Genomic DNA, 18,237 nt, shown 5'->3' with positions numbered 1-18,237 from the left:
AGTGCGCGGGTTGAAATATTGCGGTGCCAAACCTTTCTGCATTCGAGCTACGTTCTCCGCACTGTAATTACTAGGATTAAAGTGCGCCTCGTTCTTCCAAAAACGTTGTCTGACGGCATCCCACGACGGAACATTACCTTTTGCCGTGAGATTGTTGATTGGATCGCCAACTTTCCATCCTTTAGTAGTGTTAGGAAGCGTAGGGCCAGTTCTTAGTGGCGCCGCCACTGGCCTTGGCACCGCAGTCGGTCTTGGCGTCGCGGCAGGTTGGCACTGACGAATGCGATTTATTTCATTATAGCCATGCCCTGTTCTTGCTGACAGCCATTTCCTTGCACCCTAGGAACAATCAAACAACTTGGCCATTTTGTAAAACAGTCGGGTGCCACTGGTGGAACACCAGTGCCGAGACGGGAGCTTGATGATTTGAGACTGACGGGACTTCGATAAGGTAACGATCAAGAATCTCTTAGTTGTTAGAGATTGCATACCCTGTGGCAAGCACTGGCAAAATGCCAGTGGCACACTTCGGCTTTTTCATAATGGCGAAGTCTGGTGCAAGGAACTGGAACCGGCAAGAGCAGGGCCAAGACTTGCTGAAATGGGAAACTTCAACGGTGCCACTGTTCTGCCCCAACCGCAAGAGAAAATAGATCGCAGGTTGAACCTTAATCAAAGTTCATTACCCGTTCAACTCCCTCTAGTCGCTGCGCGACACCGGTAGGCTACGCCAACCCGTGCTACCCCGCTGGCAGGACCGTGCTGAATCACGGCGGGAAATTCGGTTACGTGATATTAAATCCAAAAAAATGCTGTTTGCGGCTGAGCCGCCTAGAAAAATTTGATGGTACCAACTTTACCTTAACCAGTGCGGCGGCGCAGCAGCGGCAAGGCGGCGAAGGGAATCGCGCAGGAAGCGATTATTACCGCGGATGGCTCGGGGATTTGCTCAAACCGTAGCGTGAACGAATCGAGCGAGGTCGTGCTGGTTGACGACAGCCCCGCGGTAAACACATTTACATTCGCGACTACCTGGGATTGTGGCGCGAAGGACATCGTGTCGGAAAGTTGCAAGAACGGAGTCTGGTCATCGACCATGACCAGTGACGTGGCCAAAGAACTTGCCGCCGGGTCGGTGAATTCGGTCGTGATAAAGCCCAGACCATTATTAACCCCAAACCCTGTCAACTCCAGCGTTTCACCTCCGATCACCACGCCGCCATCGAGCGAGGAGACCCGAAACGAGAAGAGCAGGTCGAGCGTGTTGACACCGGCCAAGGCCAACTGTCCATTGGCCGTGAACCGCAGTCCTGGGTTTAGTGGATCGTTCGCGAGCGGATCGACCGTGATCAAGGCAAAGTCCGGCGGACTGCCATTGGTCAAGGCGACCGCCGTCAATTGCCAATCGCTGAAGCGCAGATTGCCATCGTCAAGGCTGCCGCCGTTCAAGAGATCCTGGAAAGTTGCGGCATTAACCGCGGGGGAGAGGATCCCCCAGCAACAGAGAGTCGCCACTAAAATGAAAAGCCTGCTCGGCAGAGTTTGAATTGCCGAACGTAAAGCGGGAAAACAGGAAGTGTTCATGATTGTACTCTGTCGGTGTAAAGTCATTAGCGGGGGAATTCGTGTTAATAAAAGCGTATTTGTAGTGTCGGAAATGTTCGTTAGGCCAAGCTGTCAACGTACCGTACATCCTCTTGGTCATTATGGTTGCACAACAACCGCACGGCAAGGACATGTAATTCCCTGAAATACAACGGTATTCGGGACATTTTTCAATTTTTAATGGCGGCGATGGCGATGACGGCAATTCGCAAATCAACTTTGAAGAACTATATTACTGCCCGCACCACCATCGAGGACATCCACCCCCGGTCCGCCGATGAGGACGTCATCGCCATCGCCGCCAAGAAGCGTATCGTTGCCGTCTCCGCCGACAAGAATATCGTCATCGATTCCGCCGTCAGCGGTCAACAGAATACCGCTCGCCGCCAAGCCCGAGGCTTCTATCACGTCGTCCCCCGCCAGGGTGTTGACCGTCAAGCGATCGTTGGCCACTTCAGCGGTCGTGATATTAACCTGAGCCGCAAGCCCCAAGACCGATACGTTGCCAGTGTCTCCGATGATCACGGCCACATCGTCGCCGCTGGTGCCGTTGACGATGACATTATCCGCCGCCCCATCGCCTGCATTACCGCCCAGGGTGCCTGCCAAATTGAGATTTACCTCGGTCACATCGGTGCCGGAGAGGTCGTTGACCGTGATCGAATCGGCTCCGCCCAGAGCGTTAAAGTCAATAGACTCGACATCGTTGAGGTCCATGAGGACATTGGCAATGTTGCGAAAGAACGTGACGCGTCCGCCATTGGCGGAGATCGTGATGGCCTCGGCTACGTTCGCTCCATTAAATAACATTGTGTCGTTTCCAGCCTGCCCTTCGAGGGTGTCGTTGTCGTCGCCGGGGTTCCACACGAACGTGTCGTCGCCAGCTCCCATCAGGGCGGTGTCGTTACCGTCGCCGCCGTTGATAAAGTCGTTCCCCTCGCTGCCAAGGAAGAGGTCGGCCCCCAGACCGCCGTTCATGGTCAGCGCTAATCCGGTGGCCTCCAGTGCAGAGGCGTCGATCACGTCGTCACCCCCTTGGCCGTTTAAGGTGAGCTTATCGCTCGCCCCGTCGATCTGGAATACATTCACCCGGGCTTGCAGTCCGAATACCGACACCCCGCCCGAATCCCCAAACGCGCCGAACACATCGGCGCCATTAGTGCCGTTCACTGTCACGGTGTCTACCGCTCCGTCCCCGCCGCCGTTCGGTCCGCGCAGGTCAAAGTTGATAACAGTCACGGCCGTCCCGGTCAGGTCACCGACGATCATGTTGTCCGTCCCGCCGAGCGCCCGGAATTCGATTACCTCGGTCTCGTTCAGGTCCATCGTCACGTTGGCAACGTCGCGTAGGAACAACACTCGGCTGCCGTTGGCTACAATATTGATGTTCTCGCTGGCATTGCTACCAAAGAACAGCATGGTGTCGTTATCGGCCTGGCCCTCGATCGTATCGTTGCCATCACCCGGATCCCATTGGAACACGTCGTTCCCGTCCCCCAAAAAGGCCACATCGTTGCCATTGTCGCCAAAGACGAAATCGTTGCCAGTTCCGCCCAGAAACGTGTCAGCTCCTTGGCTGCCCAGCAGCGTGTCGTTCGCGGCTCCGCCGTCGATCGTCAGCTTGACGACTCCCGCGGGCAGCGTGGTCGCCGTCACCCCGTCATTACCGCCAAGGGAGTTGATAACGAGCGCATCGTTTACCCCTTCGGAATTGGTCGCGTTCACTTGGACCGCCAAGCCCGTGACAGCGAAACTCGTGCCTGCGCCGAACACGTTCACAACATCGTCGCCGTTCGTCCCGTTGACGATGACGACATCCGCCGCGGCATCGCCCGCGTTGCCGCCAATCGCGCCGGCCAGATCGATGTTCACCACTTGGGCATCGGTCCCTGTAAGGTCGTTGACGGCGAGCGTGTCCGTGCCGCCGAGCGTGTTAACATCAAATTGCTCAACGTCATCGACGTCCATCACGATGTTGCCCAGGTTGCGGGTAAAGCGCACGCGGTTGCCGTTGGCCGAGACGTCGAAAATTTCGTTCCCCGCGCTGCCGTTAAAGAGGAGCGTATCGGTGCCGGCTTGACCTTCGATCGTGTCACTACCGTCCCCCGGATCCCATTGAAAGACATCGTCGCCGGCTCCCAGGAAGGCCACATCGTTCCCCTGCTGGCCGTCGATAAAGTCATTATTGTCACCGCCGAGCAACACATCGGCGCCGTTGCTTCCCAGCAGCGTATCGTTCCCCGCTCCGCCGTCCACGGTGATCTTGATCAACGCCGCGAGATTGCCCGTGGCGGAGAACGAATCGTCGCCGCCATTGGCGTTGAGGACAAGATTCTCACTTGTGCCGATATCGATGGAAAATGGGGCTGGATCTGTCCGGTCAAAACGCACGCGCGTTCCGTTGGCCGTGGTTGTGAACACTTCGGCGCCGCCGCCGCCGTTCACTTCCACGGTATCAATCCCGCCGCCCCCTTCGTTCAGGTCGGTGTCGTCTCCGGGATTCCAAATCATCCGGTCATCGCCGCTTTCGCCAAAAATCTGATCATCGGCGTCGCCGCCGGTGAGCGTGTCGTTATCCGCGCCACCAAAGAGGAAATCCATGCCACCACGCCCCAAGAGCGTGTCGTTGCCGGCTTGGCCAAAAATCTGATCGGCGCCCGAACCGCCGATGAGCGTGTCATTGCCAATGCCGCCAAAGAGATTCGCCCGGGGCAGTGCGCCGTTAGCTTCGTTCAACGTGACGACATCATTGCCGCCCAGACTCAAAACTTGGATGAGCACGGTATTCGCCACAGTCGGCGCGCCACCGAGGACGCCGACCGCGCCCCCATTGATCAGTATGCCGCCCCCCACGTTGCGGCTAACTTCAATCGTGTTGGGCAGATTGTCGCCCAACACGGTCAACACGCTATTCGAGAACGTCGCACTGACCGCCAGTAGTCGCCGCGATTCCAGCGCTTCCAGGCCGGAGCCGATTTTTCGCCTGCGGGAATGGTGTCGGGTGAAGTTACTGGCAATGAGATTACCCAGGAGTCTGCGGAGTTTTAACATGGGGGAAATCGCTTTCGATGATGATGGCCTGCCACGGTCTTGTCATTAGAGTAAACACGTGTGACTCAAGACTTGCACGGCCTAGTGACCTCTAGTTCAATTTACCGCGTCAGCTACTTTGCCGTGGTCGTTCCCTGCGTTTGCCATCGGTGTTTCCTGTCGTGCTGGTAATGTCATCTCGCTGCCGATCGCATTGAGCATATCGACGCATGCTGACGTTTGGTATGGACGACCAAGCATCCAGCAGATTCGCGCCTGGCCGAGCGTGAATCACTTCTGAACCATCGGTGATATTGACACAGTGAATCGTTTCCTGCGCACCCTGTTGAAGGAAACAGTTGTCAATCTAGAATCTCGGCGCGTGTTTCGCAAGGAAATTCTATACCAAGAAACAGTCTTAGAATAAAAATGCCATGTTATTGCCGTGTGTTTAAATTGTGTGATAACTATTTGGTGCACCCGGGTTTGCGGTGGGTCGGTGCCATGAGAATTAACCTTAAGAGGGGCTGGGGCACCACCAATAATGGCAGTAAGCCCATATTTCCACCGCCAGGAACTAGTTGAGACAGTTCTCAAGAGATCGTGTGAAGGTCTTTTCGGTCAGTGGAGAATGGCAAAATATTATCTTGCGAATTTGACCCCGACTGTCGCTTACCCACACTATAGCCGGATTGAATTAAAGCCCGGTCATCAACGCCAAGCTGCAATAGATGCGGGGATTGATCTATAAATCCCCCCCTTACGTCTTTTGCGGCGTACTCTTGCGCCGGGAGGGGCGGTGGTTGGCCGTTACCGTGCGGACTTCCACGACTTCGTCCGGGCCGATGGCAAACAGCCGATCCCCCTCGACCGCGGTAACACACTTGGCTCCGGTAAATCCGCCAAAGGCCGGCAGCACGCACATACGCGGCGTCACCCAAAAGCAAGGGGACCGCATTCCCCCGCCGCAACTTTCGGCCAGGCGAATCGCCGGATGCAAATGCCCCGCCAGCACATAGCCCCCGGCCTGGTCCAGCGGTTCGTGCGCCAGCGTAAAAGGCTCCGCCGCCGCGCCGGGATTTTCACACGCGATGTTCCATTCCGGCGGAGGATCCCCCGCGGCCCGGTCGTGGTTCCCCCGTATCAGCCGGATGGACACTTCCGCGCAACCAGCCCGCCACGCCGCTAACAGCGCCACCGTCTCCGCCGATCGACCTCGCGCCGCATGCCAAAAATCCCCCAGGATCACCAGTTCCTCCGCCTGGGTGGCGGCCAACAGCGCTGCCAGTCGCGCCAGGTCCGTGGCGGTGTTTCCCGTGGGTATGGGGATGCCGTGGCTCTGAAACGTGGCCGCCTTGCCAAAATGCGTATCCGCAATAAACAGCGTTCTTTGCCGGGGCCAAAAGAGTGCCCGTTCGCGCAGCAGGCGGACTTCCTCCCCCGCCAATTCGATCGTCAACATGCAACCTCCGTGATCAATGCAATAGGTATTAGCTTAGTCTAACAAAGCGACAACCTCCTCGCCCAGGGTCCGTCCCGCGTATTTGCCGCTGCGGCGGGATGCTAGCAGGAGCGCTGTGGTGGCTGCCATTTTCCCCCTAGTGTTCCGCGTTCCGGCGTAGGTTTCAGCCGGGGTCAGTATGCAACGCACCAATTCATGCGGCAAAAACCCGCCAGTATTGCGGATCACTGGCAAAAAATGATTCGCAAAGAGGGCTGGTGCATGCCAGAATAAAAAAATCAGTCGCGGTGGCTAAATTCTTGGGATGACGCGACGCGGCTGGCGTCTTTTCCATGTTCGCGGGGCTAAAAATGCCCAGGGTGGCGCTACTGAACGCCTTCCTGGCTAATAACGACAGGTTGTCAGGCGGATCATGGCCGTATCACGCGAATTTTTGGCGGAAGTGCAGCAAAGGCGGGGATCGCCCCGCCCTTCCCTGGCCGTACCGCCATCCCTGGAGTTATCACCCCCTGTTGATCCACTGTTGTCGGATTTACCCACGGCTGTTGCGTCCTCCCCCACCCCTTCCCGGTCAGAGTTGCCTTCCTTGGCCCCTGCCGCCAGTTCCCAGTCGCTGCCAACCATCCCCTCCTGTTGGACCGGGGAGGAGCTGGCCGCCATCTGGGATGCGCAGCACCTGGGCCTGATCCTGTACGCGCGGCAATGGTGTCAAACGCCAGAGGACGTGGCCCAGGAGTCGTTTTGGCAGTTGGCCTGTTTGGCGGAGCGACCGCAGGATCCGACGGCATGGCTGTACCGCGCGGTGCGTAATCGGGCGATCAGCGCGTTACGGGGTGAAATACGCCGTCGCCAGCATGAGGCAAATTATGCGCAGTCGCGGCCGGAGTGGTTTTGTCCATCGACCGCGGCTGGACCCTGGAGCGCCGTGGAAGTGCAGGCCGCACTACAAAAGCTGTCCGAACAACAGCGTGAAATGATCGTGCTGCACCTGTGGAGCGGGTTGACTTTTGAACAAATCGCCACCGTGACCAACACCAGCGGCAGCACCGCCCACCGGCAATATGCCGCTGGTTTACAAGCATTAAGAAAACTCCTGCAATAATCCCCCACCGGGGTGAAAAACGCATTTCATTTTACTGGCGAGTTTATCATGGAACCTACATCGTTATCCGCCGCGGATATCGCCTTTGCCGACCAATTGCGGCAACTACGGCCGGGCGGAGACATTCGGGTCAATTCACCGGCAGTTATTTCATCGGCAATCAGCTCGCCGGCAGTCAGCGCGCCGCAAAGTGCGAGTGCCATCACGGATGTTCGGGCCAATGTGCTCTTTCAAGCGGGCTGGTGCGCGGCCCTGGCCGCTATCGAGCGGAATCATTCGCCACTGTTGGCGGGAAGTAGTTTGCCGACAGCCGTTAACGGACATTCCACACCACTTGTTTCCACTACGATTCCCACAGCTGTCACTGCGACACAGTCACCCTCTAGCCCGTCCGCACGAATGCCGTTGGCCTGGATGGCGACCTGCGCGGCGCTCTTGTTGGCCTGTACGGGACTGTTGGTTCTGCAAGTCTGGCAAATCCAGACTGGTCAGTTGGCGTTTGGCAAGGTACGCCCGGCGGATCATGACACGCGTCCATTGTTGGGCAATTCCCCCGGTTCCCCGCGGGTCTCCCCGTCCCTAGTGCCGGGCAATGTTGCCGTGCGTGGCATGACGGATAAAGACTTGTCAGTGGCCGCAACGCCACAATCTCCTAGCGTGGATCTTCAGGCACCGATCCTTGTTCCCCTGACGACGGGTCAATTTGGCTGGCTGGGCCAACTGTCGGTGATTTGGGGGGGGTGGCTGGGCCCGCCGACGCCGCACATCAACATTCGTTCCGCCCAGGATGTTGCCCGCCAGCCAAATTACTGGCAGGTACGGCATAATCTGCACTTGCCTGATTTGGGGCGGACTTTTTCGGGTTCAAACATTTACACGGGATCGTCTGGCACGCAAGGGCAGCAAGATTTGCTTTGGCAAGAGGTCGAGGCCGACCTGCGGCAGCTATGACGCGTGGGATGGCGCAGAGCTGGCGTTTGCGCGGCGGCCCGGTGGAATGTTGGCGGTTGGTTGAGTTAGTAATCTTTGTGTTCCTTACAGCTTAATTTTTACAGGTGCAGCATGTCGATATTGAGAAAATCTTCGCGCGGGAAACAGATGTTCCGCGCGGCCAGTTTAGCCTTGGGCCTGGTGGCCGCGGGGGGATGGCGGCCTCCGATCATTCACGCGCAAATTGCGTCGCAGCCGGAAGTCGCCGTGGCACCGGGAAATACCACCGTGGCGAGCGGGGATTTGACTGTCAATGCCGGTTCCATGGCAACCCCCGCACCGACTGTCGCGGTGTTAGCCGGTCCGAGTCCAGGAGTTCCCCCGACGCTTTCCGCCGCTCCGATGCCTGCGCAGCCAACCGCTACTCCCCCCGCCGCGCCGCATACGCCGGTAATTCTATTGCAATCCGATACCCAGCCAGTCCCGGTCTTGCTGGCGCCGTCGGCCTTGCCCGTGCCGGCGTTAAAGGTTCGCCTGCTCCCCCAGGAAAGTGAGTTGTTGCCTGGCGATGCGGCGGCTTATTACACCAAGGCGATCGTGTTTTTAAATTCCCACGGTGGCAAAGACGTTGGTGAAAGCCAAAGCCGCATCAGTGATTGGCTGGAACTGCCGCTGGAAAAATTTCCTCTGGCCGCCGCCAAGCAAGAACTGGGCAAATACCGTTCGGTCATCAATTACCTGCATTACGGCGCGGTGCGCCGGGAGTGCCATTGGGCGATACCCATTCATGACGGGCGGGAGAATCCGATTGCGATATTATTGCCGGAAATTCAGGAAATGCGCAACTGTGCCAAAATTTTGGCCCTGCAAGCGCGGGTGGACATCTTGGAAAACCGCCCCGTCGCGGCACTGGATTCCCTGCGCAGCGGATATGCCCTGGGTCGAAAATTGGGGGAATCCCCTATTTTAATCAATAGCCTGGTCGGCATGGCCATCACGCACATCATGAATCGGGAATTGCTCAATCTGCTTTCCGTGCCGGAATGTCCCAATCTGTACTGGACGATCACCGCGCTTCCCACTCCGCTGATTGACACGCGGCCGACCATTGATTTTGAGATGAACATTTTGTTTCATATTTTTCCCGAAATGGCCAAGCTGGACAAGGAAGAACACGCGCCGGAGGAATGGAATCGCCTGTATGGCACGTTGGTGGTGCGGTTGCAGTCATTAGGCCGGGAGATCGGAGTGGATATGCCGGCCTCGCTGGGGAATGATGTTTCCACCGCGTTTCTAGGGACATTGGCGCTGCCCGTGGTCGGTCAGCGAGCCAAGGAAATGTTGCCAGAGTTGGGCTATGACAAGTCCGAAATCGCCAAGATGTCGTTTGCGCAGGCTTTTTTGACGCAACTGGTCGCGCAGTATAAGCAAACCCGCGATGAGATGCTCAAGCTGCAATTTTTGCCGATCCAAGAGTTCGCAAAATTAGGCTACAGCGACAAAGAGGCGATCGAACAGGCCCGTCGACGGGAGATCATCCCCCTCGCGCAGTTGCTGTTGCCCGCGGTAACGCAAGCCCGGTTTAGCGCGATCCGGTTGGAACGGGCAATGGCGCTTATGCGGGCGATCGAGGCGCTGCGCCTGCACGCGCAACAACAGCAGTCGCTGCCAAAAAGCTGGTCCGAAGTGGCAGCCGTGCCGGTGCCGCTGGATCCGTTGACCGGGCAGCCTTTTACCTATGTGTATCACGGCCAAACCGCGGTGATCGAGGCCCTTAGTCCCGCGGGACGGCCAGGCCAGGATTTGCGGTACAAGCTGAGTTTGGCCACGCCAGAACAAATTGCAACCCGCACCGCCCTGGTTGCGGCGAATCAACCGGCGGGGGCGAGTATCACGCCCTCCGTGGCCGAGGTAAAGCCCGCGACACCCGCATCCCCGTCGAACGCGGCCGCGACTGCCGAAAAACCAGCCGCGACACCGCTGACCGGGCCGGCGGTCGCGGGCAAGTTGAAATATCATGAAACGGATTCAAGTTGGAATCCGATTGTCCAGGCCCGGGCCGCCGCGCGCAGGTCGCAATCATTGAACAATATGAAGCAACTGGGGCTCGCGATGCACAATTATCAGGATGCTCATAAGACTTTTCCCTCACCGGGCAGCGTGGACAAAAATGGCAAGCCGCTATTAAGTTGGCGGGTGCATCTCTTGCCATATATCGAACAAGACGCGCTTTATCGCCAGTTCAAGCTGGATGAACCGTGGGATAGCGAGCATAACAAGAAGTTAATTGAGAAAATGCCGCAACTGTATGCCTCGCCCTTGTCGCAGCCCCTCCCCGCGGGCAAGACCTGTTATCAACTGCCGGTCGGACCGGACACGATGTTTTCCCAGGTTGGCAGCGGACCTCAGATGCGGGACATCACCGACGGCACCTCCAACACCATTCTGCTGCTCGAGGTCAGCCCCGATCGCGCGGTGGAATGGACTAAACCCGCGGATTGGGAGTATGACGCCGCGGGGAAGGAGCCGCTGGCAGGTTTGTTTGGCATGCGGCAGGGGGGGTTGCTGACCCTGTTTGCCGACGCTTCGGCCCGGGTGATTGCCCCCACGATTGACGCCGCGGTCCTCCAAAAATTGTTAACCAGCCGCGGCGGGGAGCCGATTGAAGATCTGCCTTAGTAAGGCGTTTAGGCTATTGCCTTATGGCTTTAGCGTGCGTGTAGGCGAATACTGGCGGCCCCGGGCCGCCAGTATTTTTTTTATCCTTCTCGCGGAAAAAATAATTGGAGAGGGATTAAGTGCCGCGATTCGTTGCGAGTAAGGTAGCAAAAGTGACGGATGAACTTGGATTGTGGGATTCGTGATTGATCGGAATTACTCGCGAACTCCTCCCGCATGCCGCCGATACCATCGGCGGCTTTGTTCCCTATCCTCCTGTCCCTTCCCCCCTATCCCCTCTGCATCGGTGCTAGCGTGCCATTCCTTGATTAACAGCTAGCAGCGGGTGCCGGTGTCGGCAGGTCTTGACAAGAACTTGAGAAAATCTTATTCACTAGGTCCTTTTATTTTTGCGTGACTCCACGCGCTCGCTTTTTGCCTTGGTGACGTATGCGCCGGCTGTGGCTATGTCTGCTGTTGGTGACGGGGCTGTCCGCCGCGCAGGCCCCCGCGCAGACACGAATGCAGCTTCCCAGTCAATTGCCGGTCAACAATGGCGTGAATCCCACTTATTCGGGCAGTGTGCCGTATAACACCGCGCCCTATAACACCGCGCCGTACAACGGTGCGCCCACCGCCGTCCCCAACGGTTATGGCGCGCCCGCTTACTCCCAGCCCGCTTATGGAGCGGCGGATCCCTTTGCCACGACGGCCCCTTCCCTCAACAATGGCGGCTTTACCACCAATCCCGGCGCGGTCTCAACCCGCGCGGCCCCCCCTTTTGTGGGGAGCGGCAGCGTGCCCCCGGGCTACACTCCACCAGGCGTTGTCCAGCCCGGATTTGGCCAGCCTGTCTATGGCCAACCGGGAGCCGTGATGGCACAGCCAAATGGTTTTTCCGCGGGACCACCAGGCACCGCGCCGTATTACACACCCGGCGGACCGCAGTATTTGTTTCCCGAAGGCTTTCCCACGATGGACATTCCGCAGTACCAATACAGCAATGAATGGACGCGGCTTATTCAGCGCATCCGCGCTTCGCATGGCTGGATTGCGGGAGGGGACGGCGTGCGCGATCTAGGCGTCAATAGCACCGATACCAATGTGACGTTTGATATTCCGTTATTTAATTTGCCGGATCATTTTTTGATCACGCCGGGGTTCGGGTTGCATTTGTGGGATGGGCCGATCAACACCGGGCCAGGCGCGCCGGACCTGCCCGCACAAACCTATGACGCGTACCTGGACGTGGGTTGGAATCCCAAATTTACCAATTACTTTGGCGCGGAACTGGGAGCACGCGTCGGCGTATACACCGACTTTGACCATTTTTCCTCCAATAGTTTGCGCGTCATGGGGCGCGGCCTGGGCGTGGTCAATCTCTCCCCCACCCTGCAATTCAAGCTGGGCGTCATTTATATCAATCGCAATGATATTAAGCTGCTCCCCGCGGGGGGACTCATTTGGGATCCCTCGCGCGATCAACATTGGGAAATCTTTTTTCCCCGGCCCAAGATCGCCTGGCGGCTGAGCACGGTGGGGAACTTTAATCTGTGGATGTATGTCGCGGGGGAATACGGCGGCGGGGCCTGGACCATCACCCGCACCTCCTTTGACGGGACCACGGAATTTAACGACGATTTTGACTATAACGACTTGCGGGTGATGTTGGGGTTTGAGTGGATTCCCGAGACAAAATCCGGACTGAGTGGATTTATCGAGGCAGGTTATGTCTTTAACCGCGAGTTGTACTATGTCAGCCTGGTTCCCGAACGCTTTGATTTAGCCGACTCATTCATGATTCGAGGGGGATTTTCGTTTTAATTTCGGTGGGCACTCTTATCTTTGTTACACTTGCCGCATCTTTTTCGCTGGTTTCTGGCGTTGGTCCTGGCCCATGGGGTCGCGCCGACGCACGCGCAAAATTACACCGACCATTCGGATCCTCCACCCGACTATATCGTGTCCGACAGCCCACACGCTGTTTCCGCAGGGGAATATGATGGCACGAGCGATTCCTCGCCTGGACAGCATCCCGTTGCCGATGTTGATCCGTGGTCGGTGGAGCCGCCCACCAGCATGTCCCCGGAGACCCCGGTGGAATCCGTGTGGAGCCAGTCGGCGACACCAAGCGCCACCGCGGTGGTCATGCCGGATTATGTTTTGATCCAAGAAGCGTCCGCCACGAACGACCCGCTTTTACTAGGCAGTAATACCCTCTACGTGCAGGATTTTGACATTACCGAAAGCGATTTGCCCGGCATCGTGCGGCAAGAACTGTTTCAAGGCGTCAAAAGCTCGGCCCGCTATTTGCCAGACTGGAACAGCAGCGGGTTTACCCAACTAGAGTTGGAAAATTCGGCCACGCTGGCCATGCCCTTTCCCGACTGGAACTCCGCCTTGCTGGTCTCGCCGAATATAGATGCCTATCTCCTTAGCGGTCCGGAAGCCCCCGATTTGCCGCCGGGTTTGTACGGTACTTCGCTCGAGGTGCGTTACCTGCGCCGTTTGTCCGACCGCATCACGCTCAACAGCAGCGTCAAGCCGGGCTGGTTTTCGGACTTTCGCACCAACAGTACCCAGGCGATCCGCGCTCCCGCTCAAAGCTTTATTATTTATGACATTTCCCCGCAGTGGGAATTTATCGCGGGGCTGGTGTATCTAGACCGGGACGATGTCAATTTTTTGCCCGCGATCGGGTTTATCTGGACTCCGTCGCCAAATGTGCGCATCGAGGCCATGATCCCCCGCCCCGGAGCCTTCTTTCGCTTCCGACAAACTAGCCGCTTTGATGATTGGCTGGCCATCAGCGGAGAGTTTGGCGGCGGGCAATGGGCGATCGAGCGGGCCGATGGTCGCGACGACGTCCTTTCAGCGCAAGATTACCGCCTGGTCGCCGGTATTGAACGACGCAGCCGCGCGGGTGGGATGGGGTGGGTGGCCGAGGCGGGTTATGTCTTTGCCCGCAAGTATCAATACCAGCAAACCGGCGATCCCGACTACGAACCGGCCGATACCGTGTTACTGCGCTTGGGCGTGAATTATTAATTCTTTGCCGCGCGGTTCCCCGGGGACGCGCCGCGGATAATTTTTTGAAAGAGAATTTATGCGTAAGAATCCGTTGTTTTGCCAAGTCGCGCGGTGGGGTGTCTTTTGGCCGCTGTTGCTGGGGACGGCGATTTTTTCCACGGGCAACGGGACCGCGCAACAATTGCCTATGGCTGGACAAAGCGGGCCAGCCGTCGCGCCAACCCTGGCGGGAGCAAGCGCCAGCGGGACACCAACAGGCGGGCAGCAGACTTCCACTCCCGCCTTTGGGGCATATTCCACCATCGAACCCGCGTCGTTCTTTCCGCCGGGGTATCCCAGCGGCTATCCCGGACCCACCACGGCCGAGGGGGCGCCCCTGGGCTATGGACGGGGAGGCGGTCCGCCACCCGGATCGGCGGGGGCGGCCGTGGCCTATCCCGGTAGCGAGCCGCCATTTGATCCACCACCGCTGGTGGATGGTCCCGCCACCACGGTGACCCCGGAGGCGGTGTTAATTGACGAAAGCTGCGATACCTGCGAGTCCCCCTCTGATCAGAATCCGCGGCCGCGCGGCGGGCCACCCCGCGGGGTAAAGCCTGGCATGCTACAGGCGATCAATATCAGCGCGACCTATTTGCCCGATCTGGCTGATGATGGCTTTTCGGTATTGGATCTGGAGCACAGTTTTACGCTGGGATTTCCGCTCCCCAGCCGCGAATCACCTTTGCTGCTGTCTCCCGGCTTTAACGTGCATCTGCTCGAAGGCCCCGCCGCGCCGGATTTGCCCTCGACCCTGTACGATGCCTATCTTTCGATTCGCTGGCTGCGCAAGGTCTCCGACCGCTGGATGCTCAATGCCGCGGTCATCCCGGGCTGGTACTCCGACTGGCAAACCGGCAGCGATGACGCGCTCCGCGTCCCGGCGCAGCTCTTTGGCATTTATGAATGCAACCCCCAACTCAAGGTCATCCTGGGCGTGGTGTATCTTGATCGCCAGGATATTCCGTTTTTACCGGCGGTGGGTTTGATTTATTCACCCAACGAGGACACCACGTGGGAATTTGTGATGCCGCGGCCGCGCTACCTGCGCCGAATCCGCGCGACGGGTCACAGCGAGGACTGGCTGAGCATCAGCGGCGAATTTGGCGGGGGACAATGGGCGTTCCAGCGCAGCGACAACACCACGGACGTCCTGTCCGCGCGGGATTATCGGCTGCTGATTGGCTGGGAACGAAAGCGATTTGACGGCGGCTGGGGGATGAAGGCCGAACTAGGTTATGTCTTTAGCCGGGTGTACGAATTTGAAAGCGAAACCACGCCCGATTACGAACCGGGAGACACGCTGGCCGCGCGATTGATGCTGATCTATTAGTTTGGATATTTGCGGTTAATCCGCATCCACTAGACCGTCATACAATCGATAGGTCTTGTCCAGCTTTGCCCCCCCCTTTTCCAGACTGGCGCGGGACAGATGGTTGGACTCTAGCACCCAGGAGAATTCCGCTTCTTGGATGCCCCATTCCATTACTTTGGGGACCAAGCCATTTAAGAGGACCAGGCCCAGCCCCCAGCGCTGGTATTCGGGAATGACATTGGCGCTGATGACGCGCATCTGTTTGATGGCGCGGCGATTCCACAAGAGGCGTAAAAAGCCAAAGGGAAAGAGCCGCCCGTTGATTTGCTTGATGCGGGGGTTATAGTCCAACAGGGCAAAGCAGCAACCGACGGGCTGGCCCTCGATTTCGGCGATGATGGACAGTTCTGGCACGATCAAATGCTTTAACCCAGCGGCCAGATGGCGGACTTCCCCTTCTGATAATGGCACAAACCCCCAAGTATTGACAAGCGATCGGTTATAGATATCCAGGAACATTCGGACTTCGTCCAAGAAGCGGCGTTTATCCAACGCGCGCAGCTTGACGCCAAAGCGTTCCTTCGCGGCGTCCACCATCGACTGAAGTTTTTTATCCAGCGTCCCTAGCATATTGACATGGCCATAAAACGCATACAAATCCTGGCTTTTGGCTAGTCCGCAGCTTTCCAGGCGGGCCGCGTAGTAGGGTTTGTTATAGCTCATCATAAAGGCGGGCGGTTTATGAAAGCCGTCAACCAACAAGCCTAGTTCATAGTTAAGCGAGGGATTGACCGGTCCGCGGAGCGTGCGCAGTCCGCGGGCGCGGCTCCAATCGCGTACGGCGGACAAGAGCGCGGCGGTGATGGCGGGATCTTCGCCCGCTTCGTAAAAGCCAAAAAACGCCCGTTCCTCATGATAGCGTTGATTATGCGCCCGATTCTCTATCGCGGCGATCCGGCCCACCACGCGGTTTCCCTCGCGGGCTAAAAAAGTTTGGATCGCGGCTTGATCGTAAAAAGGATTAGGTGTGTAATTAAGTGCTTCGCGGATGCTGACCAAGAGGGGTGGAATCCACAGTGAATCCCCCGCGTAATGCCTCCAGGGAAAATCCACAAACTGCCGTTGCTCTTGCCGGGTATGAACGGGCTGGACTGTAATCAAGGCAACTTCCCGCGACAAAGTAAGTCGTGCAAATTTGTAAGTCGTGCAAACGACGCGTGTCCATGAAAAATTTTCGCGGCATGCGCCTGCCCCACGGGGCAATATAGGGGATTTTGAGTTGGCCGCCGGCTAAAGCGTGATTATAAATTTAACGCGCGTTGCCCTTTCCGCAAAGTTGTCCTATAAAAAAGATTCATCCACCAGGGGGCGGATTTCGGGTGACTTGACCGCTTTTGGGCAGTTCCCCTGGTAAATCGCCCCGCATTTGGGGTATACCAACTGCTATGAGCAGCGAAACGCATCTCGGCCGCAACCGCTTGATTCATCAGTTGCACAAATCGTGCGCCCCGACGGTTATTACGGTCACGGGGGGTGGCTCGCTGGCGATCTCCGACCTGCTTTCGGTCCCCGGATCCGCGAAAATGCTATTAGCCGCGCATGTTCCCTACTCGGCGACGGCGCTCGGCCGGTATTTGTTGGCGACACCGGGGCAATTTTGCAGTGTGCGCACCGCGCGGCAAATGGGCATGGCGGCCTGGCGGGAGGCGCTCTCCCTGGCGCGGGAAGAGCTTTTGCTGCAGGATTCGCCCCCCCGGCCGGTTTCCCCTTTTCTCCCGGTGATCGGTCTGGCGGCCACCGCCGGACTTATTAGCAGCCGTGTCAAGCATGGCGCGCACCGCATGCATGTCGCCTGGCAGACCTGGGAAGAAACCGGTTCCTGGTCGCTGGAACTGCGCAAGGGGGAACGCGACCGCGAACAAGAAGAACGCGTGGTGGCGGACTTGTTGCTGGCGGGACTGGCCCGCGCCGCCGGTGTTGCCACGGCGTACGCGCCCACCCTGCTCGAGGGGGAACATATCGTCGCCAAACTGACCACCGGCCTTCCCGCCTGGCGCGATGTCATTGGCGGCAGGCTGCGCGCCTGCGCTAGCCACGGCCTGGAACGCGTCACTTCCGAACAAACACTCTCCGGCGCGAGATTGGTTTTTCCCGGATCCTTTGAGCCGCGCCACACCGGACACACCGCCATGGCCGTGTACGCGGCGCAGCGGCTGGACTTGCCCGTAGAATGGGAAATCAGCCTGGTCAACGTGGAAAAACCCCCGCTCGATTACACAACCATCGCTGAACGCGCCGCGCAGTTCACCAAAAGCGAGTGCCTATGGCTAACCGCTGCTCCCACCTTTGTCGAAAAATCGCGGCTCTTTACCGGAGCTACTTTTATCGTGGGGGCCGATACCGTCGAACGCATCGGCCAGCCGCGCTATTACGGCGGTTCCACCGCCGAGATGCTCGCGTCCTTGGCTGAAATCGCCGCCGCCGGTTGCCGGTTTTTGGTCTTTGGACGGCGCAATCCGCGCGATAACAAATTTGAATCCGTCAGCCAATTGCAACTGCCCCCCGAATTGCTCGCCCTGTGCATCGAAGTCCCGGAAGCCGATTTTCGCATGGATGTCTCTTCCACCGATCTGCGGTTGGACTCCGAATTGATCCCTCCCAACCCGGAGACGGCCAGTCCCGCGTCCCCCTAAGCCCGCTTTTGGCATAGTTAAGTTTCTATCAACCGGCATAGGCACGACCAACGCGAACCCTCGACCGCGTACTGCACCTCGCGAATCAGCCACCGCCGCGCCTCGGCGTCAATAATCTGATCATTTGGCCGGGGCGGGGCAATGTCGGTCAGTTCCAAAAGGTGAAACCGCGCGTCTTCGCCGTGAATCATCCCATTGACCTGGTTAAGCAATGATAAACTCAGCGCGCGGTGCAGCGCGTGGGGGATCACCTCCTCCACCAATGTGTCAAACCGCCGCAACGTCACCTGTTGCTGCAAATCCGCCACCAACCGCAAGTCCGTCGTGGGATCAAATGTCGCCATCATGCTATCCTATGCTATGAAAAACCGGT

Annotated in this window: 13 protein-coding genes; 7 read left to right on the top strand and 6 right to left on the bottom strand. The window is 58.0% G+C overall.

The genetic code is table 11. The features are described 5' to 3' along the window. Positions 1 to 861 precede the first annotated feature (861 nt). The 4 genes from SFX18_01775 to SFX18_01760 form a co-directional block, all read right to left on the bottom strand. Positions 862 to 1,584: a hypothetical protein gene (locus tag SFX18_01775; GenBank protein ID MDX1961850.1), complete on the bottom strand. Its 723-nt coding sequence runs from the start codon at positions 1,582 to 1,584 to the stop codon at positions 862 to 864. A gap of 234 nt (positions 1,585 to 1,818) precedes the next feature. Continuing rightward, positions 1,819 to 4,656, bottom strand: a complete 2,838-nt coding sequence (locus tag SFX18_01770; protein MDX1961849.1) for a calcium-binding protein — start codon at positions 4,654 to 4,656, stop codon at positions 1,819 to 1,821. 739 nt (positions 4,657 to 5,395) lie between these two features. Further along, entirely contained in the window at positions 5,396 to 6,097 is a 702-nt protein-coding gene (pdeM, locus tag SFX18_01765) for a ligase-associated DNA damage response endonuclease PdeM (GenBank protein ID MDX1961848.1), read from the bottom strand. A gap of 193 nt (positions 6,098 to 6,290) precedes the next feature. Continuing rightward, entirely contained in the window at positions 6,291 to 6,431 is a 141-nt protein-coding gene (locus tag SFX18_01760) for a hypothetical protein (protein ID MDX1961847.1), read from the bottom strand. Between the two features lie 78 nt (positions 6,432 to 6,509). Here SFX18_01760 and SFX18_01755 point away from each other — a divergent pair, with 78 nt between their 5' ends. The 6 genes from SFX18_01755 to SFX18_01730 all read left to right on the top strand — a co-directional run bounded on the left by SFX18_01755 (position 6,510) and on the right by SFX18_01730 (position 15,189). Then, positions 6,510 to 7,199, top strand: coding sequence for an RNA polymerase sigma factor (locus SFX18_01755; protein MDX1961846.1), 690 nt, complete (start codon positions 6,510 to 6,512; stop codon positions 7,197 to 7,199). A 48-nt stretch (positions 7,200 to 7,247) separates the two neighbouring features. Further along, a complete protein-coding gene (locus SFX18_01750) occupies positions 7,248 to 8,150 on the top strand; it encodes a hypothetical protein (protein MDX1961845.1) in 903 nt (300 codons plus the stop codon). A 111-nt stretch (positions 8,151 to 8,261) separates the two neighbouring features. Next, positions 8,262 to 10,808 (top strand): DUF1559 domain-containing protein, encoded by a 2,547-nt coding sequence (locus SFX18_01745; GenBank protein MDX1961844.1) that lies wholly within the window; start codon positions 8,262 to 8,264, stop codon positions 10,806 to 10,808. Between the two features lie 429 nt (positions 10,809 to 11,237). Beyond that, complete coding sequence (locus SFX18_01740) at positions 11,238 to 12,611, top strand: hypothetical protein (GenBank protein ID MDX1961843.1); 1,374 nt, start codon at positions 11,238 to 11,240, stop codon at positions 12,609 to 12,611. Positions 12,612 to 12,641: 30 nt separating this feature from the next. Next, positions 12,642 to 13,835, top strand: coding sequence for a DUF6268 family outer membrane beta-barrel protein (locus SFX18_01735; GenBank protein MDX1961842.1), 1,194 nt, complete (start codon positions 12,642 to 12,644; stop codon positions 13,833 to 13,835). Positions 13,836 to 13,893: 58 nt separating this feature from the next. Continuing rightward, the gene (locus SFX18_01730; GenBank protein MDX1961841.1) at positions 13,894 to 15,189 is read left to right on the top strand and encodes a DUF6268 family outer membrane beta-barrel protein; all 1,296 of its coding nucleotides are present in this window, start codon (positions 13,894 to 13,896) and stop codon (positions 15,187 to 15,189) included. A gap of 15 nt (positions 15,190 to 15,204) precedes the next feature. Here the strand turns inward: SFX18_01730 and SFX18_01725 are convergent, their stop codons facing one another. Then, positions 15,205 to 16,332 carry a GNAT family N-acetyltransferase gene (locus tag SFX18_01725; GenBank protein ID MDX1961840.1) on the bottom strand — a complete coding sequence of 376 codons (1,128 nt, stop codon included), beginning with the start codon at positions 16,330 to 16,332 and terminating at the stop codon, positions 15,205 to 15,207. Between the two features lie 284 nt (positions 16,333 to 16,616). Between SFX18_01725 and SFX18_01720 the strand changes: the two genes are divergently transcribed. After that, on the top strand, positions 16,617 to 17,864 hold the full coding sequence (locus SFX18_01720; GenBank protein ID MDX1961839.1) for a hypothetical protein: 1,248 nt from the start codon (positions 16,617 to 16,619) through the stop codon (positions 17,862 to 17,864). Between the two features lie 17 nt (positions 17,865 to 17,881). On the opposite strand, the gene SFX18_01715 is transcribed toward SFX18_01720, so the two are convergent. After that, a complete protein-coding gene (locus SFX18_01715) occupies positions 17,882 to 18,211 on the bottom strand; it encodes a hypothetical protein (protein ID MDX1961838.1) in 330 nt (109 codons plus the stop codon). Positions 18,212 to 18,237: the final 26 nt, after the last annotated feature.

Source organism: Pirellulales bacterium (assembly GCA_033762255.1).
In the GTDB taxonomy this organism is placed as follows: Bacteria; Planctomycetota; Planctomycetia; order Pirellulales; family JALHPA01; genus JANRLT01.
Note: the sequence above shows the minus strand (reverse complement) of the source record. Positions and strands in the feature narration are given on the sequence as shown.